19 protein-coding genes are annotated in these 24867 nt (G+C 54.8%); 11 read left to right on the top strand and 8 right to left on the bottom strand.

Translation table 11 applies throughout. The features are described 5' to 3' along the window. Positions 1 to 175: 175 nt before the first annotated feature. Positions 176 to 1576, bottom strand: coding sequence for an asparagine--tRNA ligase (gene asnS / locus BM323_RS02610; RefSeq protein WP_008102363.1), 1401 nt, complete (start codon positions 1574 to 1576; stop codon positions 176 to 178). Positions 1577 to 1728: 152 nt separating this feature from the next. Continuing rightward, positions 1729 to 2934 carry a nicotinate phosphoribosyltransferase gene (gene pncB / locus BM323_RS02605; protein WP_036647933.1) on the bottom strand — a complete coding sequence of 402 codons (1206 nt, stop codon included), beginning with the start codon at positions 2932 to 2934 and terminating at the stop codon, positions 1729 to 1731. A gap of 253 nt (positions 2935 to 3187) precedes the next feature. Between pncB and pepN the strand changes: the two genes are divergently transcribed. Then, positions 3188 to 5803: an aminopeptidase N gene (gene pepN, locus BM323_RS02600; RefSeq protein ID WP_008102359.1), complete on the top strand. Its 2616-nt coding sequence runs from the start codon at positions 3188 to 3190 to the stop codon at positions 5801 to 5803. Between the two features lie 39 nt (positions 5804 to 5842). Here the strand turns inward: pepN and ssuB are convergent, their stop codons facing one another. From ssuB to ssuE, 5 genes are read right to left on the bottom strand one after another with little or no spacing between them, the layout of a single operon-like run. Next, positions 5843 to 6634, bottom strand: a complete 792-nt coding sequence (ssuB, locus tag BM323_RS02595) for an aliphatic sulfonates ABC transporter ATP-binding protein (RefSeq protein ID WP_008102357.1) — start codon at positions 6632 to 6634, stop codon at positions 5843 to 5845. Beyond that, positions 6631 to 7419: an aliphatic sulfonate ABC transporter permease SsuC gene (gene ssuC, locus BM323_RS02590; RefSeq protein WP_008102356.1), complete on the bottom strand. Its 789-nt coding sequence runs from the start codon at positions 7417 to 7419 to the stop codon at positions 6631 to 6633. The genes ssuB and ssuC overlap by 4 nt, the downstream gene beginning before the upstream one ends. A gap of 11 nt (positions 7420 to 7430) precedes the next feature. Next, positions 7431 to 8576: an FMNH2-dependent alkanesulfonate monooxygenase gene (ssuD, locus tag BM323_RS02585; protein WP_008102354.1), complete on the bottom strand. Its 1146-nt coding sequence runs from the start codon at positions 8574 to 8576 to the stop codon at positions 7431 to 7433. A gap of 2 nt (positions 8577 to 8578) precedes the next feature. After that, entirely contained in the window at positions 8579 to 9547 is a 969-nt protein-coding gene (locus BM323_RS02580; RefSeq protein ID WP_008102352.1) for a sulfonate ABC transporter substrate-binding protein, read from the bottom strand. Between the two features lie 10 nt (positions 9548 to 9557). Next, positions 9558 to 10109, bottom strand: a complete 552-nt coding sequence (ssuE, locus tag BM323_RS02575; protein WP_008102350.1) for an NADPH-dependent FMN reductase — start codon at positions 10107 to 10109, stop codon at positions 9558 to 9560. A 755-nt stretch (positions 10110 to 10864) separates the two neighbouring features. Between ssuE and BM323_RS02570 the strand changes: the two genes are divergently transcribed. The 5 genes from BM323_RS02570 to BM323_RS02550 all read left to right on the top strand — a co-directional run bounded on the left by BM323_RS02570 (position 10865) and on the right by BM323_RS02550 (position 16132). Continuing rightward, on the top strand, positions 10865 to 11692 hold the full coding sequence (locus tag BM323_RS02570; protein WP_008102348.1) for a hypothetical protein: 828 nt from the start codon (positions 10865 to 10867) through the stop codon (positions 11690 to 11692). Between the two features lie 97 nt (positions 11693 to 11789). Beyond that, positions 11790 to 13307: a lipopolysaccharide biosynthesis protein gene (locus BM323_RS02565; protein ID WP_008102345.1), complete on the top strand. Its 1518-nt coding sequence runs from the start codon at positions 11790 to 11792 to the stop codon at positions 13305 to 13307. Positions 13308 to 13309: 2 nt separating this feature from the next. After that, a complete protein-coding gene (locus BM323_RS02560) occupies positions 13310 to 14311 on the top strand; it encodes a glycosyltransferase family 2 protein (protein ID WP_238541688.1) in 1002 nt (333 codons plus the stop codon). 119 nt (positions 14312 to 14430) lie between these two features. Then, on the top strand, positions 14431 to 15441 hold the full coding sequence (pyrD, locus tag BM323_RS02555) for a quinone-dependent dihydroorotate dehydrogenase (RefSeq protein WP_008102342.1): 1011 nt from the start codon (positions 14431 to 14433) through the stop codon (positions 15439 to 15441). 148 nt (positions 15442 to 15589) lie between these two features. Further along, on the top strand, positions 15590 to 16132 hold the full coding sequence (locus BM323_RS02550) for a cell division protein ZapC (RefSeq protein ID WP_091003219.1): 543 nt from the start codon (positions 15590 to 15592) through the stop codon (positions 16130 to 16132). 5 nt (positions 16133 to 16137) lie between these two features. Here BM323_RS02550 and BM323_RS02545 read toward each other — a convergent pair whose 3' ends face one another. Beyond that, entirely contained in the window at positions 16138 to 17247 is a 1110-nt protein-coding gene (locus BM323_RS02545) for a YcbX family protein (RefSeq protein WP_008101459.1), read from the bottom strand. A gap of 108 nt (positions 17248 to 17355) precedes the next feature. Here BM323_RS02545 and rlmKL point away from each other — a divergent pair, with 108 nt between their 5' ends. The 5 genes from rlmKL to pqiC are packed head-to-tail and all read left to right on the top strand — an operon-like array spanning position 17356 to position 24866. Beyond that, positions 17356 to 19473 carry a bifunctional 23S rRNA (guanine(2069)-N(7))-methyltransferase RlmK/23S rRNA (guanine(2445)-N(2))-methyltransferase RlmL gene (rlmKL, locus tag BM323_RS02540; RefSeq protein WP_008101457.1) on the top strand — a complete coding sequence of 706 codons (2118 nt, stop codon included), beginning with the start codon at positions 17356 to 17358 and terminating at the stop codon, positions 19471 to 19473. A 5-nt stretch (positions 19474 to 19478) separates the two neighbouring features. Further along, positions 19479 to 21389, top strand: a complete 1911-nt coding sequence (locus BM323_RS02535) for an ABC transporter ATP-binding protein (RefSeq protein WP_008101455.1) — start codon at positions 19479 to 19481, stop codon at positions 21387 to 21389. 15 nt (positions 21390 to 21404) lie between these two features. Beyond that, positions 21405 to 22688 (top strand): membrane integrity-associated transporter subunit PqiA, encoded by a 1284-nt coding sequence (pqiA, locus tag BM323_RS02530; protein ID WP_008101452.1) that lies wholly within the window; start codon positions 21405 to 21407, stop codon positions 22686 to 22688. Then, positions 22660 to 24303, top strand: coding sequence for an intermembrane transport protein PqiB (gene pqiB / locus BM323_RS02525; RefSeq protein WP_008101450.1), 1644 nt, complete (start codon positions 22660 to 22662; stop codon positions 24301 to 24303). The genes pqiA and pqiB overlap by 29 nt, the downstream gene beginning before the upstream one ends. Next, positions 24300 to 24866 (top strand): membrane integrity-associated transporter subunit PqiC, encoded by a 567-nt coding sequence (gene pqiC / locus BM323_RS02520; protein WP_008101448.1) that lies wholly within the window; start codon positions 24300 to 24302, stop codon positions 24864 to 24866. Before pqiB ends, pqiC begins: the two co-directional genes overlap by 4 nt. Position 24867 lies beyond the last annotated feature (1 nt).

The raw sequence follows: 24867 nt of genomic DNA, 5'->3' as shown, positions 1-24867 counted from the left end.
ATTCTAGCCCGAAAATGATTCAAATCTCTCGATTAGGTATCAAAAGGAAAATATGTATTACAAAATGTAAAATATCGGGAACTTTGTGAGAGAACTCTAAATTTACAAAAATAAAAAAAGGCCGGCTAGGCCGACCTCTTTATATATATGAATTACTTATAATTAATCGCTAAATTTAGAAATTCGCGTTGCGTGGAGTACGTGGGAAGGGGATAACATCCCTTACATTTTGTACGCCGGTGACATAGGCGATTAATCGTTCGAAACCTAATCCAAAACCAGCATGTGGCACGGTGCCGTAACGACGCAGGTCACGATACCACCAATAATCTTCTTTATTGAGACCCATTTCCGCCAGACGCGCATCCAGCACATCCAGACGCTCTTCACGCTGTGAACCACCGATGATTTCACCGATGCCCGGCGCGAGTACATCCATCGCCGCCACGGTTTTGCCATCTTCATTCATACGCATATAGAAGGCTTTGATGTCTTTCGGATAGTTTTTCACTACCACTGGCGCTTTGAAGTGCTGCTCTGCGAGGTAACGCTCGTGCTCGGATGACAGATCCACGCCCCATGAAACCGGGTTCTCGAAGGTCTGGCCGCTTTTCAGCAGGATTTCAACCGCATCGGTGTAATCCACCTGAGCAAAGTCGGTAGTCACGAAACGCTCAAGACGCGCAATGGCATCTTTATCAACACGCTCGGCAAAGAATGCCATGTCATCAGCACGTTCGTTGAGAACGGCCTGGAACACGTATTTCAGCATGGACTCGGCCAGAGCTGCGGCATCATCCAGCGTCGCAAATGCAATTTCCGGCTCCAGCATCCAGAATTCCGCCAAATGGCGGCTAGTGTTGGAGTTTTCGGCACGGAACGTTGGACCAAAGGTATAGACCTTCGACAGCGCACAGGCGTAAGTTTCGGCATTGAGCTGGCCGGATACGGTCAGGAACGCTTCTTTACCGAAAAAGTCTTTATCGAAATCGATTTTGCCCTGCGGATCGCGCGGCAGGTTTTCCAGATCCAGCGTCGAAACGCGGAACATCTCGCCAGCACCTTCGGTATCCGAAGCGGTGATCAGCGGAGTCGAAACCCAGAAATAGCCGTTTTCATGGAAGAAGCGATGCAGCGCTTGCGCCAGCGTATGACGCACGCGCGCCACTGCGCCGACCAGGTTGGTACGCGGACGCAGGTGCGCCACTTCACGCAGGTATTCGATGCTGTGACGTTTCGCCGCCATCGGATAGGTGTCCGGATCGTCAACCCAACCGGTAACTTCAACCTTGGTTGCCTGCATCTCGAAGGCCTGGCCTTCGCCTGGCGATTCGACCACTTTGCCGGTAATGATCACCGAGCAACCGGTTGTCAGACGCAGCACCTCATCCTGATAATTATTCAGAGAATTATTGACGACGGCCTGAACGGGATTAAAGCAGGAACCGTCGTAAACGGCGATAAAGGAAAGACCAGCTTTGGAATCTCTTCGGGTACGCACCCAACCACGTACGGTGACTTCACTGTCAACCGCGACACGGCCGTGCAGTACATCCGCTACAGGCACAACGCTCATAAAGTTCTCTCTATATATAAAAGAAGGTGGATAAAAGCCCTTTTTCAGGGTTTTGCTATGTTACTTGCGAGCCGACAGGAAACAAGCAAAATTGCCGGGTTAATCGGAGATTTGTTGCGTGAAAGCAGGGTGCAAGCACCCTGCAATAAGAATCAGCTGGCTCTTTTGACCAGCGGCAGATCGAAGGCTTTGCGCAAGGCGCGCACGAAGGCTTTATCCTGGCAAATGGTTTTGCCGGGGCTGTCGGAAAGTTTTGCCACCGGTTTGCCATTGCAGCTCACCAGTTTGATCACGATATTCAGCGGCGTAACGCCCGGAATATCGCAGGACAAGCGCGTTCCGATACCGAACACCACGTTGGCACGTTGGCCAAAGTGACGATAGAGCGCCAGCGCTTTATCCAGATTGAGATTATCTGAGAACACCAGCGTTTTGCTTTTTGGATCGATATCCAGACGCTGATAGTGCGCAATGGCTTTTTCACCCCATTCCACTGGATCGCCGGAGTCATGGCGCAGGCCTTGATAGCGATGAGCAAAGCCAGGACCAAAGTCGCGCAGGAAGGCATCCATGGTGATGCAGTCAGTCAGGGCGATGCCTAACTGGTCATCATACTCGTCCAGCCAGGATTGCAGCGCCGCACGTTGGCTGTTCGCCAATACCGGGCTGATTTGCTGGTGCGCCTGGAACCATTCGTGTGCTTGCGTGCCCACCGGATTAAGCTGCAGGCGGCGCGCCAAATCGTAGTTGCTGGTGCCAACCAGCCAAGGAAATTCCGCTTTGAGCGTAGCGACAATCGCTTCCTGTACGGCTTTGGAGTAGCGACGACGCGTACCAAAATCCATCAGCTGGAAGCGTGACATATCCAAATCGCCGACTTGCTGACGGAAATCCGTAAGCTTGTGCTGCAAGTGCGCAACCGCCTGATCCACACCCATTTGCGGCGTGCGATGGCGATGCACCACCTCACTGATCAGCGCCAGCAGCGGCACTTCCCACAGAATCACTTCACGCCACGGCCCGCTGATCTGAATCGTCAGATGGCCGTTGTTATTACGCACGTTGACTTGTGACGGATCGAGGCGGAACTGGCGCAGCCAGTTAAGGTAATCGCTTTGGAAGAAAGGCAGCCCGCTGAGGTAGTGATACTCATCGTCGCTCAGGGCGAGCGTTTGCAGGGTTTCAATTTGTGCGCGGATCTCGTCCGCATAAATACCGAGCAGTTCGTCGCCACGGCAGCGAAATTCCGCCGTAACCGGGACATCATAATAGCGATGATAGACGGCCTGCTGCATATGAAGCTTGTACGCATCGGTATCAAGCAGCGTGGTCAAAATCGGGGAAGCATGTCCAGTCATGGTGCGTTTCAGCATCCTCTTCCGCGGAGCAAAGCCCGGTGTTCAACAAAGTCATAAAGACGCAGGAGTATAAAGCAGTAATGACCGCGATCACACCATAATTGCGGGTGGCAGGTCGAGGGTCATTTGTGCCATTGTTAATGAATTGTAGCCTTTTCAACGAACGCACGCATTGAGCGTGGCAACCGAGGCACAACCCGCTTAGACTTTGACGGGTCAACATATTAACGATTTAACGATGCGAGAAGGACTCATGACGCAACAGCCGCAAATTAAATATCGCCACGATTACCGTGCGCCGGATTACACCATTACCGATATCGACCTGACGTTTGATCTGGATGCGGCTTCGACGCGCGTCACGGCGGTCAGTCAGGTGAAGCGTCTGGGCGCTGCCGATGCTGAACTGCGTCTGGATGGCGAAGATCTCACGCTGGTGTCGCTGGCGGTGGATGGTAATCCGTGGCCGCATTACCGCGAAGAAGAGGGCGCGTTGTTCATTAGCCAGCTACCGGACAACTTCACTCTGACCATCATTAATGACATTCATCCGGATAAAAACACCGCGCTGGAAGGGTTATACCAATCTGGCGAAGCGCTCTGTACCCAATGTGAAGCTGAAGGTTTCCGCCACATTACGTGGTATCTCGATCGTCCGGACGTGCTGGCGCGCTTCACCACCACCATTATTGCCGATGCCGCGCGTTATCCTTATTTACTCTCCAACGGCAACAAGCTTGAGAGCGGCCGCCATGAAGATGGCCGCCATTGGGTGAAGTGGCAAGATCCGTTCCCGAAACCGTGCTATCTGTTTGCGCTGGTGGCCGGTGATTTCGACGTGTTACGCGATAGCTTTACTACCCGTTCTGGCCGAGATGTGGCTCTGGAGATCTTTGTCGATCGCGGCAACCTCGATCGTGCCGATTGGGCGATGACCTCGCTGAAAGCCAGCATGAAGTGGGATGAAGAGCGCTTTAACCTTGAGTACGACCTCGACATCTTTATGATCGTCGCGGTGGATTTCTTCAATATGGGCGCGATGGAGAACAAAGGCCTCAACGTCTTCAACTCCAAATATGTGCTGGCGAAAGCTGAAACCGCCACAGACAAAGATTACCTCGGTATTGAAGCCGTTATCGGTCACGAATATTTCCACAACTGGACCGGCAACCGCGTGACCTGCCGCGACTGGTTCCAGCTCAGCCTGAAAGAGGGTTTGACGGTGTTCCGCGATCAGGAGTTCAGCTCCGATCTCGGTTCGCGCGCGGTGAACCGTATCGATAACGTACGCGTGATGCGCGGTGCGCAGTTCGCGGAAGACGCCAGCCCAATGGCGCATCCGATCCGTCCGGATCAGGTTATCGAGATGAACAACTTCTACACCTTAACGGTGTATGAGAAAGGTTCAGAAGTGATCCGCATGATGCACACCTTGCTGGGCGAAGAGAACTTCCAGAAAGGCATGCAACTCTATTTCGAACGTCACGACGGCAGCGCCGCAACCTGTGATGATTTCGTACAGGCGATGGAAGATGCGTCGAATGTCGATCTGTCGCAGTTCCGCCGCTGGTACAGCCAGGCGGGCACGCCAATTCTGACGGTGCGCGATGACTACAACCCAGAACTGGAACAGTACACACTACACGTCACCCAGCGCACGCCGGCCACCGCCGAGCAGAAAGAGAAGCTGCCGCTGCACATTCCGCTGGATATCGAACTGTACGATAACGAAGGCAAGGTGATTCCGCTGCAGCATAACGGTCATCCGGTGCATCACGTGCTGAACGTTACCGAAGAGTTCCAGACCTTTATTTTCGATAACGTTTATTTCCAGCCGGTGCCGTCGCTGCTGCGTGAATTCTCTGCGCCAGTGAAGCTCGACTACAAATGGAGCGATGCGCAACTCACCTTCCTGATGCGCCACGCGCGCAACGACTTCGCGCGCTGGGATGCGGCGCAAAGCCTGCTGGCGACCTACATTCGCCTCAATGTGGCGCGCCATCAGCAGGGTCAGCCGCTGTCGCTGCCGCTGCATGTGGCTGATGCGTTCCGCGCGGTATTGCTGGATGAGCAGGGCGATCCGGCGCTGAAAGCGTTGATTCTGTCGCTGCCGTCTGAGAATGAAATCGCCGAACTGTTTGATGTTATCGATCCGCTGGCGATCTCGGCAGTGCGCGATGCGCTGGTGCGTACGCTGGCTAAAGAGTTGAGTGACGAATTCTTTGCGCTCTATCTGGCCAACCAAAGCAGCGAATACAAAATTGAGCATGCGGAGATTGGCAAGCGCACGCTGAAGAATGTCTGCCTCGGCTATCTGGCGTTTGCTGATGCGGCACAGGCCGACAAGCTGGTGCAGGCGCAATATCAGCAGGCGAACAACATGACCGACGCATTAGCGGCGCTGGCGGCAGCGGTGGCGGCGAACCTGCCATGCCGCGATTCGCTGCTGGCGGCCTATGATGAGCGCTGGCATCAGGATGGTCTGGTGATGGATAAATGGTTTGTACTGCAAGCCACCAGCCCAGCGGCGGATGTGCTGAGCAACGTGCGTAAGCTGCTGAATCATCGTTCGTTCACCATGGGTAACCCGAACCGTATCCGTTCACTGATTGGTGCGTTTGCCTCAGGCAATCCAGCGGCATTCCACGCCAAAGATGGCAGCGGTTATCAGTTCCTGGTGGAGATGTTGACCGATCTGAACACGCGCAACCCGCAAGTGGCTGCACGGATGATCGAGCCGCTGATTCGCCTGAAACGCTACGATGCCGATCGTCAGGCGCTGATGCGTAAGGCGCTGGAAACGTTGAAAGGGCTGGATAAGCTGTCTGGCGATCTGTACGAAAAGATCACCAAGGCGTTGAACGCGTAAAAGTAACCGTAGGGTCGCCATTTATGGCGACCTCTATCACTAACTCTGCTGCGCAAACTTCAACGGCTGTTCCGACAAACCGCGTTTCATCACCCGATCCAGTACTTCCGCTTCCAGCTCTGCTAGCCGCGCTGATCCACGACGGCGTGGTCGTGGCAAATCGACGAGCAAATCCAGGCCAATCTGTCCTTCCTCGATTAGCAGCACACGATCGGCAATCGCCACCGCTTCGCTGACATCGTGCGTCACCAGCAGCACGGTGAAGTTATGTTGCTGCCACAGCGACTCAATCAATCCCTGCATTTCGATGCGCGTCAACGCATCCAGCGCACCGAGTGGCTCATCGAGCAGCAGCAAACCTGGGCGATGAATCAGCGCACGTGCCAGCGCCACACGCTGTTTCTGTCCGCCGGACAACGCAGCAGGCCACTCGTTGGCGCGGTCCGCCAATCCCACGGCTTCCAGCGCGTCCAGCGCGGCGGCACGCCATTCGCGGCCTTTCAGTCCCAGCCCAACGTTATCAATCACCTTTTTCCACGGCAGCAAGCGTGAATCCTGGAACATCAAACGCGTATCTTCGCGTGCCTCGGATAGCGGCGCATTGCCCGCCAGCAAGGCACCGCGCGTGGTTGATTCGAGTCCCGCCAGCAGACGCAGCAAGGTACTTTTCCCGCAGCCGCTGCGGCCGACGACGGCGACAAACTGCCCGGACGGAATATGCAGATCGATATTATTCAGGATGGTGCGATCGCCATATTGCTTGCTGACGCCATTCACACCAACCGGCGTACCGCGATTTAAACGCGCCGGATTTAGGGTTGCGTTGCTCATGCGTTCTCCTTCAATTGGTAGGCCGGATGCCAGCGTAGCCAGACGCGCTCCAGCAGTTGTGCTGCAACGTCGGCCAGTTTGCCGAGCAGGGCATAGAGAATGATGGCCACCACCACCACGTCGGTTTGCAGGAATTCACGCGCGTTCATCGCCAGATAACCAATGCCAGAGTTAGCGGAAATGGTTTCGGCCACAATCAGCGTCAGCCACATCAGGCCAAGGGCAAAACGTACGCCAACCATAATAGAAGGCAGCGCACCTGGCAGAATCACCTGAATGAACAGGCTCCAGCCAGACAAGCCGTAGCTGCGCGCCATCTCAACTAAACCCCGATCAATGTTACGAATGCCGTGATAAGTGTTGAGGTAAATCGGGAACAAGGTGCCGAGCGCCACGAGGAAAATCTTGGCGGATTCGTCGATGCCAAACCACAGAATCACCAGCGGAATCAGCGCCAGATGCGGCACGTTACGCAGCATCTGCACCGAAGTATCCAGCAAGCGTTCACCGACGCGCGAGGTGCCGGTAATCAAACCCAGAATCAAACCAATCGAGCCGCCGATGGAGAAACCGATGGCGGCACGCCAGCTGCTGATCGCCAGGTTTTGCCACAGTTCACCGCTCACCGTCAGCTTCCAGAAGGTGATGAGGATATTTTCCGGCGACGGCAAAATGCGCGTCGACAGCCAACCCACTTGCGATGCCAGTTGCCACACCGCAATCAGCACCACCGGCAAAACCCAGGGCAGTACAGCATTCGTCAGCTTGGTTTTAACGTTCGCCATCATCGGCTCCTTTAGCTCTGCGACACTTTTTGCGGCGTGAAATCGTTGGCCACCGCTTCACCGTGTGCTTGCACCACGCGCGGCTTCGGTACTTCCGGAATCGCCAAATCGAGGTGCGGGAACAGCAACTCGCCCACGCGATAAGCCTCTTCCAGATGCGGATAGCCGGAGAGAATAAAGGTCTCGATGCCGAGATCCTGATACTCCTGCATGCGCGCCGCTACGGTTGGGCCATCGCCCACTAACGCGGTTCCCGCGCCGCCACGCACCAGACCGACACCGGCCCACAGATTCGGGCTGATCTCCAGCTTGTCGCGACGTCCACCGTGCAGTGCGGCCATGCGCTGCTGGCCCACTGAATCGGTGCGCGCAAACGCCGCCTGCGCTTTGGCAATGGTGGCATCGTCGAGATGGGCAATCAGGCGATCCGCCGCTTGCCACGCTTCTTCATTGGTTTCACGCACAATCACATGCAGACGAATCCCGAAGCGCACGGTGCGGCCTTGCGCTGCCGCTTTGGCGCGCACTTGCTCAATCTTCTCTTTAACTAACGCGGGCGGTTCGCCCCAGGTTAGATAAACATCAACCTGCTCGGCGGCCAGATCCTGCGCGGCATCCGACGATCCGCCAAACCACAGCGGCGGACGCGGTTCCTGCACCGCTTTAAACATCAGACGCGCACCGCGCACCTTCACATGCTTGCCTTCGTAATCGACCGTTTCGCCTTCGCTAACGCGACGCCAGACGCGGGTAAACTCGGCGGATTCTTCATAGCGTTCGCGGTGATCGAGGAACACACCGTCGCCAGCCAACTCTTCCGGATCGCCGCCGGTAACCAGATTAAACAGCGCGCGACCATTTGACAGACGATCCAGCGTGGCGGCCTGACGCGCCGCTTGCGTCGGCGAAATCACGCCCGGACGCAGTGCAACGAGGAAACGCAGACGCTGCGTCACCGGAATCAGTGATGCTGCCACCAGCCAGGCATCTTCACAGGAGCGGCCGGTGGGGATCAGCACGCCGCCGAAGCCAAGGCGATCCGCTGCCTGCGCAATCTGTTGCAGGTAACCATGATCAACCGGGCGCGAACCTTCCGCTGTGCCAAGATAGTGACCATCGCCGTGCGTCGGGAGAAACCAAAATACGGATACGCTCATGATTAATTTCCTTTGGGCTGGGCGGATTGTGGATGCCAGATGCGGTCTGCGATATTCACTTTTACCGGCATCAGATGATTGGCATAAAACAGATCGGCCGTTTGCTGTTGGGCCTGCGCGGTATGGGCGCTGACCGGCGTAATGGTGGTCGGTGGACGATGGTCGAGATAGCTGGCAATTACCGGTTTCGGTAAGCCCATGGCGTTTGCCAGCAGGTCGATACTCTGGTCGCGCTGACTGCGCGTTAATGCATCGGCGTCGCTGAAGGTATTCAGAACCTGCTGCACGAAGGCGCCGTTAGCTTCGGTGTATTTGCGCGTGGCTAAATAGAAGGAGCCGGTTTGATTGAGTTTGCTGCCGTCGGCCAGCACGCGCACGTTGCCTTGCAGCAGCGCGGCGGAATAGTAAGGATCCCAAATCGCCCAGGCATCGACGTCACCTTGCTGGAACGCGGCGCGCGCATCGGCGGGTGTCAGATAGGTTGGCTGAATATCTTTAAAGCTCAGTCCGGCCTGTTCCAGCGCACGCAACAGCAAGTTGTGCGAGCTGGAGCCTTTCTGGAACGCCACTTTATGGCCTTTCAGTTCAGCCACGCTGTGAATCGGGCTATCTTTCGGCACCAGAATCACTTCGGCCTGCGGCTTAGGTGGCTCCGAGCCGACGTACAGCAGATCGGCACCCGCAGCTTGGGCAAACAGCGGCGGGATATCGCCGGTGCTGCCCAAATCGATGCTATCGACGTTAAGCGCTTCGAGCATTTGCGGGCCAGCCGGGAATTCCACCCACTTGATGTTGGTATGCGGGAAGCGCTGCTCCAGCAGCTTATGGGTTTTCGCCAAAACCATGCTCACCGAACCTTTCTGATATCCGATACGCAACTGTTCGGGGGCATCGGCGGCCTGGGCGCTCACGCTCAAGGTGAACAGTGCCGCCACGGCTGGCATGATTAAACCCGTCAATATCCTTTTCATCTCTCTTCCTTTATACCGCTTGTGCGTAGGGTTGGTGGCGACGATGCAGCGCATGCCAGAAGGTATCCAGCGCTTCGTCAATGCGTTGCGACAGCAGCGGATCGAGCAGCGGCTGGCGATCGTAATCAGTAATCTGGCCGTCAGTGGCGAACACGCCGTGCAACACTTCCTGCGCCTTCAGCGCATTCAGCACCGGCTTCAGCGCGTAATCCACCGCCAGCAGATGTGACGCGCTGCCGCCGCTTGCCAGTGGCAGCACCACTTTGTGCTCCAGCGCGCGCTCTGGCAGCAGATCGAGCAGAGTTTTCAGTGCGCCAGAAAACGAAGCTTTATAAATAGGCGTGGCGACAATCACGCCATCTGCCAGCGCCAAATCAGCTTTCAACGCGGCTAAGGCAGGTGAATCGAAGCGTGCATAGAGCAAATCTTCAGGCTGGAAGTTGTGAATATTCCACGGAATCACTTCGACACCGCGTGCTTCCAGCGCGTGCTGGCAAAGGCTCAGCAGCGCAGTAGAGCGTGAAGGGTAGCGAGGGCTGCCCGCCAGCGTAATAACCCGCATGGTCACTCCTTATAACTGAAAGTTATTGATTATCTGATATTCAGAACTGATGTGTTCAATACTGTCAGAGCAGGCAGCGAGGCTTAAATGATTTATCTGGTAATCCTAAGTCGCAAAATGGGATAGCCAGCGACATATAAAGGAAGGATAAAAAAGCTGCCGATGGGTGCTTAGGCATAATCTGAAAAGCGGTGCAGGAAGTAGGCGGTTATATAAATCCTGAGGCCCATTGGACGCAGTTTAATGATTAAGGGTCGTAATGCATGGGTAAAACAGAGGAGTAACCGAAGAAATATATTTACACAGACCACGTGGATGCCGGATAAATGCAGCGGTTTCTATTGAAAGATATAGGGAAAAACCAGCAATTCACCACTATTCATTTTTTTATGAATCGGATTAAACTTAGCAAGCTTTGATTGTTTCCTAATATACCGTGGTTTTTATTTCGCGAAATTTATGTCGAAACGCGAATAAAGGTTAATAAAATACGTGCCATTCATCTCGCTGGTTACAACTAATGCAAATTTGCGCAGATCAACTTCACACTTCATGCAGTCGCGCTAAACAATGAATCTCTTAAGTTACGTGTTAATGCTATTAGTGGTTGGAATTGCAATCCCCGGCCTGTTTATAATTGGTTGAGCTAATTTCCGCTAGAACACGATAACGATATTTCACTTATTTATTTACGCCCGCGTTTTGTGGCGTGAACTGCCGTTGCGGCAAGCTAATTTATTCTTAGGGAGATAAATATGGGTAGTTCTTCATTTGCTCAGGATTTAACTGAGCAGCAGGTCGTGCCTGCCACCTTCAATCGCATCTCACCCTCACCTAAACCAGAAGAAGAGCTGGTGTGTTATTGGCTGCAACCCGATGCCGCAGGCGCGCATCTTACTTCTTCATTGCTACCAACCTTCCCACACAGCACGCCGGCAGAAGATGACTTCCTGCTGTTCAGCGCGGAGCGCAGCGCCTTGCCGGCCAGCCTGCTGCAGGATGTGGCGAAGCTCAGTGACCAGCGTCCAGAGCTGAACTGCTTTATTATCTCGCTGGCGAAGCGCGACTTGGCGAACGGCTTACACTCGTCTCTGCAGCTGTTTCAGCAACTGCATGAGCAACGCTGGTGGCAGCAGGGCGGCTTTGCGGTGATCTTGCGTGCTGGCCTGGCCCGCGTGGGTGCGCCGCTGACACGTATTCAGGATGTGATGCTGGCCGGATTACTGCATACGCAAACGGCGTGGGTGCTCGACTACGCCAGCGAAGCCTCGCTGACCACCAAAGCCGATGCCGCGCCGCGCTTAACTTATCAGCAATTTATTACTGATTATGAAAAACTCACGCGTTTGTCACACTATATTCCGGAGCGAAACCGCTATCGGGAAAGTTATTTACGCAGCGGATTATTACAATTAGTCCAGTATGAGTTAAGTGGCGCGGCGAAATTCTCAGATAATACCCGCCACGCATTAACCTACTTTGCGGAAAATTTCCCGGCCAAGGGTGCAATGGAAAAACTTATGCTGAAACAACCTGACATCTATTTCTCCATGATGAAAATGAGAAAAAGGCTGGGCGCTTAGCACCAAGGTTAATTTTAAGAATAACTCCGGTGTGCGCGTGAATACTTTTATGTCACGCTTAAGGCCACTGAGATAATCCCCAGATGCCAAAACACCTATGTCTATAAAACGTAACGCGATTGCCAACTATGTTGGTCAAATCTATCTGACGCTGTCAGGTATTTTGGTTGTACCACTTTATATTCAACACTTAGGAATGGAAGCCTACGGTTTAGTGGGCTTCTTTTCGATCTTATTAACCTGGCTGCAATTACTCGATGCCGGTGTTTCTACTACCTTAATGCGGGAAGCGGCGCGCTATCGTGCAAATCAGGCGGAGTTCGTCTGGTTCCCGGCGCTGTTTGCCACGCTGACCAAATTCTTCCTGTTCTCCACCATTGTGCTGGTGGTGTTGGGTTGGCTGGCAACGCCGTGGATTGCCACGCATTGGTTGGATGCACGTCATCTTCCGGCGGGCGATGTGGTGATTGCCGTGGCGATTATGGTGATTACCGCCGCGATTCGCTGGCGCACCAGTCCGTATCGCAGCGTAATTGTCGGCTTCGAACATCAAGTCTGGCTGAACGGCGTCAACCTGATCATCACCACCTTACGCACCTTCGGCGCAGTGCTGGTGATTCAGTTCTTCTCTAATCCGGTATTGGCGTTCTTTGTCTGGCAACTGCTGGTATCGATTGCCGAAGCAGCCTGCTGTATCTATAAATCTTGTCAGCTGATTCCCAAAGCGGCGCGCAAAGAGAAGCGCGGCGATCTGAAAGAGGTGCTGAAACCCTTTATTCGTTTTGCCCTCAGCGCGGCATTCTCCAGTGCGGTGTGGACCTTTATTTCGCAAATCGACCGATTGGTACTTTCCAAGACGTTGCCGCTAAGCGAATACGGTTCGTTTACCGTGGTGGCGACGGCTGCGACCGGCATTCTGCTGCTCAGCAGCCCGATTATGCAGGCGATTGTGCCACGTATGACCGGCATGAAAACCCGTAAAGAGGGCGATGCGGAGTCGCTGAAACTCTATCGCTACACTACGCAGGCGGTGGCGATCTTTATGGCGCCGCTCAGCATTACTATTGCCTGTTACGCCGGCCCGCTGCTGTGGGCATGGACGCAGAAGAGTCAGATTGTTGATGAGATGTCGTTTGTTCTCAGCCTGTACGCATTGGGCAGCGGCATTCAGGCCATCTGTGGCTTGCTCTATCACCTGCAATACATCAACGGCAACCTCAAGCTGCACATGAAAGGCTTCACCTGCTTTGCCGTGCTGCTGGTGCCGCTCAACATCTGGTGCGCTATTCACTACGGCGCGTTGGGCACCGGTTGGTTATGGCTGGGACAAAACATCTTCTATCTGGTGGGTTGGGCGTGGCTGGTGCATCGCCGCTTCGCGCCGGGCATTCACTTCACCTGGTTAACCCGCGACGTAATGCTGATTTGGGCGGTTTCCGCCGCCATCGCCTGGTTGAGCACTTTCTTGCCGATCGAGTGGAATCAAAATCGCTGGATCAACCTGCTGTGGCTCGGCTTGATTGGCGCCTTCAATCTTGGTGTCTGCTGCCTGCTGCACAGCGTGGTGTTGAAGCGTCTCAGAATTCCGTTGTTTAACGTTGAGGAAAGAGGATGAGCATGATGTCATCTCACCGTATCCCTACGGTTTCGGTCATCATTCCGAACTGGAATTGCGCGCCCTGGCTGCCAGAAGCGATGAGTTCTTTGTTGCGGCAGTCATCGCCGCCGGAACAGATCATTGTTATCGACGATGGCTCCAGCGATAGCAGCGTGGCCTGGCTAACGGCGTTTGCGGCCCAGCATCCGCAGGTGATGCTGCTGAGCGGTGAGCGCGGTGGCGTCAGTGCCGCGCGTATGAAAGGGCTCTCTGTTGCAACCGGCGATTTTGTTTACTTCATGGATGCGGATGATTTTGTCTCCACCGACTTGTTCGCCGACTTCCGTCGCGTGCAGGCGCGCCATGAGGATATCGATCTGTTCTGCTTTGGCGCGAAAATGTTCTTCGATCTGCCCGCCGCGCAGCGCCACTATCAAACCATTCATCAGCGTCACGTCAGTGGATTATTGCCCGGCGGCAGCACCAGCTTGCGTACGCTGATGCAGCATCAGTCGGCGCACCGCGTGGTGTGGAGCAGCATCATTTCGCGTCGCTTAATTGATCAACTGGCGCTGCAATTTCTGCCGATCCAGAACCATGAAGATGCACCGTACATGTTTGCGCTCTATCTGCAGGCGCGTAACATTTATTGCACCAGCCAAAGCTATTACTACAAGCGCTTTATGCTGACCTCGTTGTCGCAGAGTACGCGCGATTTTTCCTACGTGAAAAACTACTTTATTGCGCGTGAAAGCAGCGAACAGTTCCTGCGTGACCAGCAATTGCCGGTGGATGCAGCCTTGCTGGATAGCTATTACCAAACGGTGATGCACAGCTGTTTGGCGCAGATCCGCAAAAATCACATGGTGATCCCAACAGATTGGCAGCCGCAGGTGAATCAGCTGGTGCGCAATGTGTTGCAGCACAGCGCGCGTCTGAAGCTGATGTGGTACTGCCCGACGATTTACAGTGGCCTGCAGGCGTGTCGTGAACAGCTTGGCCGCTATTCTGCACGACGCTGATAACGATCAAATTGTGATGCAGTAGAACAATTTACTTTTGCGCCAGAGCACCTTACCATTCTGGCGCACATTTTCCCGTGCACCCCGACTTCCCTGGTTTCCGTCATTGAGGAGAGTGCATGTTATATCCTATCGTCCGGCCGGCGCTGTTTAAGCTTGATCCTGAGCGTGCGCACGAACTCACCTTTCAACAACTACGTTTTATCAGCGGCACTCCGCTGGAAGGGCTGATTCGCCAGTCGCTGCCATCCCGTCCGGTCACCTGCATGGGATTAACCTTCCCGAACGCGCTCGGCTTAGCGGCTGGCCTCGATAAAAATGCCGAGTGCATTGATGCCTTCGGCGCGATGGGCTTTGGTTTTGTCGAAGTGGGAACGGTAACGCCGCTGGCGCAACCGGGAAATGATAAACCGCGTATGTTCCGCTTAGTGCCTGCGGAAGGGATTATTAACCGCATGGGGTTTAATAATCACGGCGTTGATCATCTGATCGCCAACGTCAAAAAGTCGCGCTTTAAAGGCATTCTCGGCATCAATATTGGCAAAAATAAAGATACGCCGGTTGAGAATGGTAAAGACGATTATCTGATCTGCATGGAAAAGGTATATGCCCACGCCGGTTATATTGCCATCAATATTTCCTCACCGAACACGCCAGGATTACGCACGCTGCAATATGGTGAAGCGCTGGACGATCTTCTCTCTGCCATCAAATTAAAACAGCAAGAGCTGCAAGAACGGCACCTTAAATATGTGCCGGTGGCGGTAAAGATCGCGCCGGATCTTACCGAAGAAGAATTGATCCAGGTTGCCGACAGTTTGCTGCGCCACAATATTGATGGTGTGATTGCCACCAATACCACGCTCGATCGTTCGCTGGTGAGCGGCCTTAAATATGCCGAAGAAGCAGGTGGATTAAGTGGTCGTCCGGTACAATCACGCAGCACCGAAGTGATTCGCCGCCTGGCGCAAGAGCTGCAGGGCCGCTTACCTATTATTGGCGTCGGCGGTATTGATTCGCTGGTTTCAGCGCGCGAGAAAATTGCCGCGGGTGCAACATTAGTGCAGATATACTCCGGATTTATTTATAAAGGCCCAGGCTTAATTAAAGATATCGTGACCCACCTCTAAGACATTTCCCACTTTACTGCGCCGAGGGGTTTATTTATCCCTTCGGCTCGTTTATATTTTGTCCTGCTGGTGCATTTTTCAGCTTTTTCTCAGATTTATTTTTTTAATTAAGCGCCATTTAGCGCAGCGATAAACCACAGGGCAGATCATGAAAATCAAACCTGATGACAACTGGCGTTGGTATTTCGACGCAGAGCATGACCGCATGATGCTGGATTTAGCCGACGGCATGTTATTTCGCTCGCGCTTCTCGCGCAAAATGCTGACGCCTGATGCATTTAATATCAGCGGCTTTTGCGTTGATGACGCCGCGCTCTATTTTACTTTTGAAGAACGTTGCCGTCAGAGTGGATTAAAAGGCGATCAGCGTGCCGAATTAGTTTTAAACGCGCTGGTGGCCAGTCGTTTTCTCAAACCCTTGATGCCTAAAAGCTGGCACTTTGCTCATCACGCGCACAGCTGGCAGCCGGCTGCGGGCGATATGGTGGCGGTGACGCTAGCCGATAGCGGCGAGCAGGCACAACTGTTTGTGGTTGAAAGCGGTGAAAATGCGGCGCTGTGCTTATTAGCGCAAAATGCGTTAACCGTGGCGGGTAAAGGTATGCAGTTGGGTGATGCGATCAAGATCATGAACGATCGTTTACGTCCACAGCAGCAGGAACAAACCGCCCACTTTGCGCGGGCGGTGTAATCGGCTTACGCCAGTTCGATATCGCCTGCCGGAATACAGCTGCAGCTTAAGATCGTGCCATCTGCGCGCACCGCGCTTTTCTTCAGTGCTTTCACTTCACCCGCGACCAACGTCACTTTGCAGCTGCCACAGAGTCCGGCGCGGCACGAGTAGGGAATGCGGAAACCCTGCATCTCCAGCTGTTCCAGCAACACTTGCTGATTGTCGCCGCTAAAGCTCGCACCCTGATAATCAATGGTTACTGTACTGTGACTGCTGGCGACCGGCGCCAGCGTTTCGACCACGGCGCCGGCACCGTAAGCGCGCGGCGTTTGCTTCTCTAAAATGGTCACTGCATCGCCGACGCGAATAATGCCGCTGTTGAGCGCAATCAAATTCAGACCGAAATCGATGTCGCCGCTGCCATCCTGCGCACTGCGGAAACCCTGCAAGGTGGTAAGCGGTTCGCCATTAGGATGTTTACGGCCGGTTTCGGTGCCGACGGTGGTAAACACGCAGCGGCTGCACGGCTTCGGCATTTCAAAAGTGATCTCGCCAATTTGCAGACGCTTCCAGCTATCTTCTTCCCACGCGGCCGCGCCGCTTACTACCAGATTGGGTCGGAACTGCTCAACGCGCACGCTGGCCGGACAGCGCTGTTGCAGATCCTGCAATGAGGCCATGTTCACCAGCAGGTAGGGAAAACCGTCGGCAAAGCTCAGCGGCACGTGATCAAAACGCTTCACGCGGCGCGTCGGTTCCGCGCCGGTCCAGCGCAGTTGCACCGGACGCGGGAAGAAGGTGCTCAACCAGCTATTGATGGTTTCCGGTGCAATACGCGCGGTGAAATGGTTACCCCATACTTCGGTAGGTGACTGCTCAGCGGTAAAATCATTGAAGCGGATCAGCGCCTGCGATCCATCCGGTGCTTGTAAAAACAGGCCATCAGGCAGCAGCGCAGGTGTGAAACGCACCATTTCCGGAAACTGGCGCGCGGTCACAAACGTGCCGTCCAGTTCGGTCACCATAAAGATGCGATCAAAGCCCAGACCGCTTTCCAGCACCTGCGCATGTGACAGTTGCAGACCGCGCATAGATTTAACGGGATAGATGTAAAGGCGTGAAAGCGTAATCATCACCACTCCAGAAATAGGGTCATAAGTTTAAAAGAAGCTAACTTTATGACATAGCACGCTGATTCGCTATAATGCGCAGCAATTTAAGCAAGAGTAAAAAGTGACGATATGAATTCTCTGTTTGCCAGTACGGCGCGTGGGCTCGAAGAGCTGTTGAAAAGTGAGCTAGACGCGCTGGGTGCGCAGGATTTGCAGGTGGTGCAGGGCGGCGTCCACTTTCAGGCCGACGACCATGTAATGTACCAAAGCCTGCTGTGGAGCCGTCTGGCTTCGCGCATTTTGCTGCCGCTGGGAGAATTTGGCGTCTGGAGCGATCTCGATCTTTACGTGGGTGCGCAAAGTATTCCATGGACCGAGATGTTCGACAGCAACACCAGTTTTGCCATCCATTTTAGCGGCACCAACGAGGTGATCCGCAACAGCCAGTTCGGTGCGCTGCGTATCAAAGATGCCATCGTGGACAGCTTTACCCGTCAGAACCTGGAACGCCCGAACGTTGATCGTGAACAACCGGGCATCCGCATCAATGCGTGGCTGAACAAAGATCGTGTCAGCATCGCGTTGGATCTGAGCGGTGATTCACTGCATCAGCGCGGCTATCGCCAGCAAACCGGCGCCGCGCCGTTAAAAGAAACCTTAGCGGCGGCCATTGTGATGCGTTCGGGTTGGCAGAGCAGCACGCCGCTGGTCGATCCAATGTGTGGTTCCGGTACGCTGCTGCTGGAAGCGGCGCTGATCGCCTGCGATCGCGCGCCTGGCCTGTTGCGTACCCATTGGGGCTTCAATCGCTGGAAGAAACACAATCAGGCGGTGTGGCAGGAAGTTCATGCTGCCGCGAAAGAGCGCGCACGCGTCGGCACCGCTGCGGCGACCGCCCGTTTCTATGGCTACGATAATGACAGCCGCGTGCTGGAATCGGCGCGCGCCAATGCTCGTCGTGCAGGCGTGTTCGAGCTGTTCACCTTTGCGCAGCAGGATGTGATCAAGCTGAAAAATCCGCTGGCGGGCAAAGAGATAACCGGCACAGTATTGAGCAACCCGCCGTACGGCGAGCGTCTGGAAAGTGAACCGGCGCTGATTGCTTTGCATAGCCAGCTGGGCCGCATCATGAAGCAGAATTTCGGCGGCTGGAATCTGTCGCTGTTCAGCGCCTCGCCAGAGTTGCTGAGCTGTTTGCAACTGCGTGCCGATCGCCAGTTCAAAGCCAAAAACGGCCCGCTGGAGTGCGTGCAGAAAAACTATCAGCTGGCTGCGACCAGCGCAGAGGGCGGCGCGCAGATCGCGGAAGATTTTGCTAACCGCCTGCGTAAGAATCTGAAGAAGCTGGATAAATGGGCGCGTCAGTCGAATATCGACTGCTATCGTCTGTATGACGCCGATCTGCCCGAGTACAACGTGGCGGTCGATCGTTACGCTGATTGGGTGGTGATTCAGGAGTATGCGCCGCCGAAAACCGTGGACGCCAACAAAGCGCGTCAGCGTCTGTTCGATGTGATCAGCGCCACGCTGAGCGTGCTGGAGATCCCGGCGAATCGTCTGGTAATGAAGACCCGCGAGCGCCAGAAAGGTAAAAGCCAGTATCAAAAGCTGGGCGAGAAGGGCGATTTCTTCGAAGTGCAGGAATTTGATGCGCGCCTGCTGGTGAATCTCACCGATTATCTGGATACTGGTTTGTTCCTCGATCACCGTATCGCGCGCCAGATGCTGGGCAAAATGAGCGCAGGCAAAGATTTCCTCAACCTGTTTGCCTATACCGGCACCGCCAGTGTGCACGCCGGTTTGGGTGGCGCGAAAACCACCACCACCGTAGATATGTCGCGTACCTATCTCGAGTGGGCCGAGCGCAACCTGCGTCTCAACGGTTTAACCGGTCGTCAGCACCGCCTGATGCATGCGGATTGCCTGAGCTGGCTGCGCGAGAGTGATGAGCAGTTCGATTTGATCTTTATTGATCCACCGACGTTCTCTAACTCAAAACGCATGGAAGACGATTTCGACGTGCAGCGCGATCACATGATGCTGATGCAGAACCTGAAACGTCTGCTGCGTCGCGGTGGCACCATTATGTTCTCCAACAATAAGCGCGGCTTCAAAATGGATCTCGACGGCTTAGAACGTCTGGGTCTGCAGGCGCAGGAAATTACCCAAAAAACGCTGTCGCAGGATTTCGCGCGCAACCGTCAAATTCACAACTGCTGGCTGGTTAGCCACGCCGGTAAGGAATAAGTTTTATGTCACTGATCAGTATCCATGGCGCTTACCTCTCGTTCAGCGATGCGCCGCTGTTGGATAACACCGAACTGCATATCGAAGAGGGCGAACGCGTCTGTCTGGTTGGCCGTAATGGCGCCGGTAAATCGACGCTGATGAAAATCATCAACGGCGAACAGCCGCTGGATGATGGCCGCATCATTTATGAGCAGGATTTGGTGGTGGCGCGTCTGCAACAGGATCCGCCACGTAACATTACCGGTTCCGTTTACGACTTCGTTGCCGAAGGCGTGGCCGAGCAGGCGGAGCATCTCAAGGCTTATCACGCGATTTCCCATCTGGTGATGGAAGATCCGAGCGAGAAGAACCTCAACGAGATGGGCCGTCTGCAAACCATTCTTGATCACCAAAACCTGTGGCAGCTGGATAGCCGTATCAACGACGTGCTGCTGCAGATTGGTCTGGATGCGGATACCGAGTTGTCCTCGCTTTCCGGCGGCTGGCTGCGTAAAGCGGCATTGGGCCGCGCGCTGGTGAGCAACCCGCGCGTGCTGATGCTCGACGAACCAACGAACCACCTCGATATCGAAACCATCGACTGGCTGGAAACGTTCCTCAAGACCTTTAGCGGCAGCATCGTGTTCATCTCGCATGACCGTTCATTTATCCGCAACATGGCAACGCGTATTGTCGATCTCGATCGCGGCAAGCTGGTTTCCTGGCCGGGCAACTACGATCTGTTCCTGACTGGTAAAGAAGAAGCGTTGCGCGTCGAAGAGATGCAGAACGCCGAGTTCGACCGCAAGCTGGCGCAGGAAGAAGTGTGGATCCGTCAGGGCATCAAAGCGCGCCGTACGCGTAACGAAGGCCGCGTACGTGCTTTGAAAGCGCTGCGTAACGAGCGCTCTGCACGCCGTGAAGTGATGGGCAAAGCCAATATGCAGGTCGGCGAAGCGGCCCGTTCCGGCAAAATCGTGTTTGAGATGGAAGATGTCAATTACAGCGTGGGTGGCAAAACCCTGGTGAAAGACTTCTCTACTCAGGTACAGCGCGGCGACAAAATCGCCCTGATCGGCCCGAACGGTTGCGGTAAAACCACCTTGCTGCGTTTGATGCTGGATCAGCTGAAAGCCGACAGCGGCCGCGTGCACTGTGGTACTAAACTGGAAATCGCTTACTTCGATCAACACCGCGCTGAGCTGGATCCGGATCGTACCGTGATGGATAACCTCGCTGAAGGTAAGCAGGAAGTGATGGTTAACGGCAAACCGCGCCATGTGCTCGGTTACCTGCAGGACTTCCTGTTCCATCCGAAACGTGCCATGACGCCGGTGCGCGCCTTGTCCGGCGGTGAGCGTAACCGCCTGCTGCTGGCGCGTCTGTTCCTCAAGCCAAGCAACCTGCTGATTCTCGATGAACCGACCAACGACCTCGACGTCGAAACGCTGGAGCTGCTGGAAGAGCTGGTGGATGGTTATCAGGGCACCGTGATGCTGGTGAGCCACGATCGTCAATTCGTCGACAATACCGTGACGGAGTGCTGGATCTTCGAAGGAAACGGCGAAATCGGTACCTTTGTTGGTGGCTATCACGATGCACAGCAGCAGCGCGCGGCTTATAAGCAGGGCAAAGCCACTCAGGCCAAATCGGCTGCTCCGACGAAAACCGCAGAGAAAAGTGACGCCTCCAAACGTCCAGCCAACAAGCTAAGCTATAACCTGGCACGTGAGCTGGAACAGCTGCCACAAAAACTGGAACAGCTGGAAACCCGCATCGGTGAGTTGCAGGCTAAAATGAGTCATCCGGACTTCTTCAGCCAGCCACACGATAAAACCCAGCCGGTTCTGGATGCGCTAGCGCAAACCGAGCAGGAACTGGAAGTGGCGTTTGAACGTTGGGAAGAGCTGGAAGCGCTGAAAAACGGCGCGTAATCGGAAGGAGTCAGCATGTGTGCAGCGGATCAAGCGCATCAGTGGAGTCTTTGTCCACAGTGTGATTTAACAGTAAAGCTGCCCGCTGTACCGGTCGGCAGCCGTGCGCGTTGCCCGCGTTGTCACACCACGCTGCAAGCCAACTGGCAGGAGCCGCGTCGACGTCCGACCGGCTACGCCCTTTCGGCGCTGTTTATGCTGGTGCTGGCCAATCTGTTTCCTTTCATCAATATGCACGTCGCGGGATTGAGCAGCCAGATATCGCTGCTCGAAATCCCGCAGGTGATGGATCGCGAAGATTACCGCAGCCTGGCAACGCTGTTTCTGCTGTTCGTGCAGGGCATTCCCGCCTTCTGCATGATCACCATTATCCTGCTGGTCAATAACGTTCGCATGCCGCATAACCTGCGGCTTGGGTTGGCGCGCGTGCTGTTTCAGCTGCGTAGCTGGGGCATGGCGGAAATCTTTATGGCCGGCGTGCTGGTCAGTTTCGTTAAGCTGATGGCGTACGGTGAAATTGGCCTCGGCAGCAGCTTCTGGCCGTGGTGTCTGTTCTGCGTGCTGCATCTGCGGGCGTTTCAATGTGTTGATCGCCGCTGGGTGTGGCAACGTATCGATCCGTTACCGCCGCTGCCGAAAGTGCCGCTGGCCGGTGTTAGCGGCTTAAAGCAGGGTTTGCGTAGCTGTCCTTGTTGCACCGCTATTCTGCCCGCCGACCAACTGGCGTGTCCGCGTTGTGGTGTGAAGGCGCATGCGCGCCGCAAGAACAGCTTGCAATGGACGCTGGCGCTGCTGATCACCTCGGTGATGCTCTACATTCCCTCCAATATCATGCCGATCATGGTGACCGAAACACTCGGTTCGCAATATCCCTCGAACATTATGGCCGGGGTGATTTTGCTGTGGAGCGACGGTTCGTGGCCGGTAGCGCTGGTGATCTTCATCGCCAGCATCATGGTGCCTTCGCTGAAAATGCTGGCGATCGCCTGGCTGTGCTGGCACGGCAGCGGACGCGGCGGGCGCGATGATGAAAAGATGCACGTGATTTATGAGGTGGTTGAATTCGTTGGCCGCTGGTCAATGATTGATGTGTTTGTCATCGCCGTTCTCTCTGCGCTGGTGCGGATGGGAAGGCTGATGAGTGTGTATCCTGCGCCGGGTGCGCTGCTGTTTGCCATGGTGGTGATTCTCACGATGTTCGCCGCCATGACCTTTGATCCGCGCCTGCTGTGGGATCGACAACGAGAAACTGAACGTAAGGAGCCGCGTCTTGACGGACAACCATCACGGGACTGCTAAGGTCGACCAGATTAAACGCTGGTCACCGGTCTGGATTGTACCCATCGTCACGCTGTTAATCGGCGGATGGATTCTTTTTTATCACTTCAGCCATCAGGGCCCGGAAGTCACGCTGATTACCGAGAATGCTGAAGGCATTGAAGCCGGTAAAACCACCATTAAAAGCCGCAGCGTTAACGTCGGCGTGGTGGAAAGCGCGGTTCTGACCGACGATCTACATCACGTCGAGATCAAAGCGCGTCTTAATTCCGGCATGGAAAAGTTGCTGCAAGGCGATAGCGCATTCTGGGTGGTCAAACCGCAAATTGGCCGCGAAGGTATTTCCGGTTTAGGGACTTTATTGTCTGGTGCTTACATTGAACTGCAGCCGGGCGCGAAGGGCGATAAGCCAGAGAGATACCAACTGCTGGATGCGCCGCCGTTAGCCCCGCCGGATGCCAAAGGCATTCGTGTCACGCTTGACAGTAAAAAAGCGGGGCAGTTGAATCCGGGCGATCCGGTGCTGTTCCGTGGTTATCGTGTCGGATCAGTAGAAACCAGCACCTTTGATACCGATAAACGCATGATGGCTTACCAGCTGTTTATCTCGGCACCTTATGATCGCCTGATCACCACCAACGTGCGCTTCTGGAAAGACAGCGGCATTGCGGTGGATATGTCGGCTTCCGGCATGCGCGTAGAGATGGGATCGCTCACCACGTTGTTCAGCGGCGGCGTCAGTTTTGACGTGCCGGACGGCGCTGAGTTGGGCCGTGCTGCGGAGAACAAAGCGGAATACCATCTGTATGACGATCAGCGCAGCATCCAGGATTCGCTCTACAGTGCTCACACCGATTTCCTGCTGTTCTTCACCGATTCGATTCGTGGCTTGCAGGTTGGCGCACCGGTTGAGTTCCGTGGCATTCGTCTGGGTACGGTTTCACAAGTACCTTACATGATTCCAGGCGTGAACCAGGCGCTGAATACTGACTATCGTGTGCCAGTGCTGATCCGCATTGAGCCGGATCGTTTTGTTAATCGTCTGGGCGGGGATTTCAATCTTGAGCAGCATCTGCAGGAAGGCAAAAAACGCGGTCTGCGTGCGACGCTGAAGACCGGTAACCTGCTGTCTGGCGCGCTGTTTATCGATCTTGATTTCTACGACAACGCACCGGCGTATAAAGGCCCGAACGAAGTGGCTGGCCTGGAAGTGATTCCAACCGTCAGCGGCGGCCTGGCGCAGATTCAGCAGAAATTGATGGCGGCGCTGGATAAGATTAACGGCTTGCCACTCAATCCTGTGCTGAACGAAGCCACTGGTACCTTGAAAGAGAGCCAGCGCACGCTGCAGCAGCTACAGAAGACGCTGGATAACCTCAATCAGGTCACGGCGAATCCGGCGATGAAAACGCTGCCTTCAGATATGCAGCAAACCCTGCGCGAACTGAATCGCAGCATGAAAGGTTTGCAACCTGGTTCGCCGGCTTACAGCAAGCTGGTGGGCGATATGCAGCGGCTTGATCAGGTTCTACGTGAACTGCAGCCGGTGCTGAAAACGCTGAATAGCAAAAGTAACGCGCTGGTGTTTGAAGCCAAGCCGGGCCAGGATCCACAGCCAAAGAGGGCGAAACAGTGAAAAAAGGGCTAATTATCGGGGCGCTGTTGCTGCTGGCAGGCTGCAGCAGCACCATTGAAAATACCTATTATCAGCTGCCGGCGGGCAATAATGTGGCGCGCGTTGAAAGTGCCGCTGGCACTGGACAGCCGATGATTTGGGTCGAGCAGGTGACGGTACCGGATTATATGGCGGGCAACGGCCTGGTGTATCAGACCAGCGATGTGAAGTACGTGATTGCGGCCAATAACCTGTGGGCCAGTCCGCTTGATCAACAGCTGCAGCAAACGCTGATCAGTAATCTCAGCAAAGCGCTGCCTGGTCGTTTGGTTGCTGGTGCTCCGCTGGGCGATAGCCACGATACGCTCTCCGTCAATGTCACCGGTTTCCAGGGACGTTACGATGGGCAAGTGGTGGTAAGTGGCGAATGGTTACTGCAGCATCAAGGGCGCCTAATCAAACATGGCTTTAATCTGACGCTGCCGCAAACTGAAGATGGCTATGATGCGTTGGTGCGTACTCTGGCTCTCGGCTGGCAGCAAACGGCGCAACAAATCGCAAATAGTGTCGTTTCGCTAAATTAAG

Origin of the sequence: Pantoea sp. YR525 (assembly GCF_900116775.1) — a bacterium.
Lineage (GTDB): Bacteria > Pseudomonadota > Gammaproteobacteria > Enterobacterales > Enterobacteriaceae > Pantoea > Pantoea symbiotica.
This window is presented reverse-complemented; position numbering and strand designations above follow the sequence as displayed.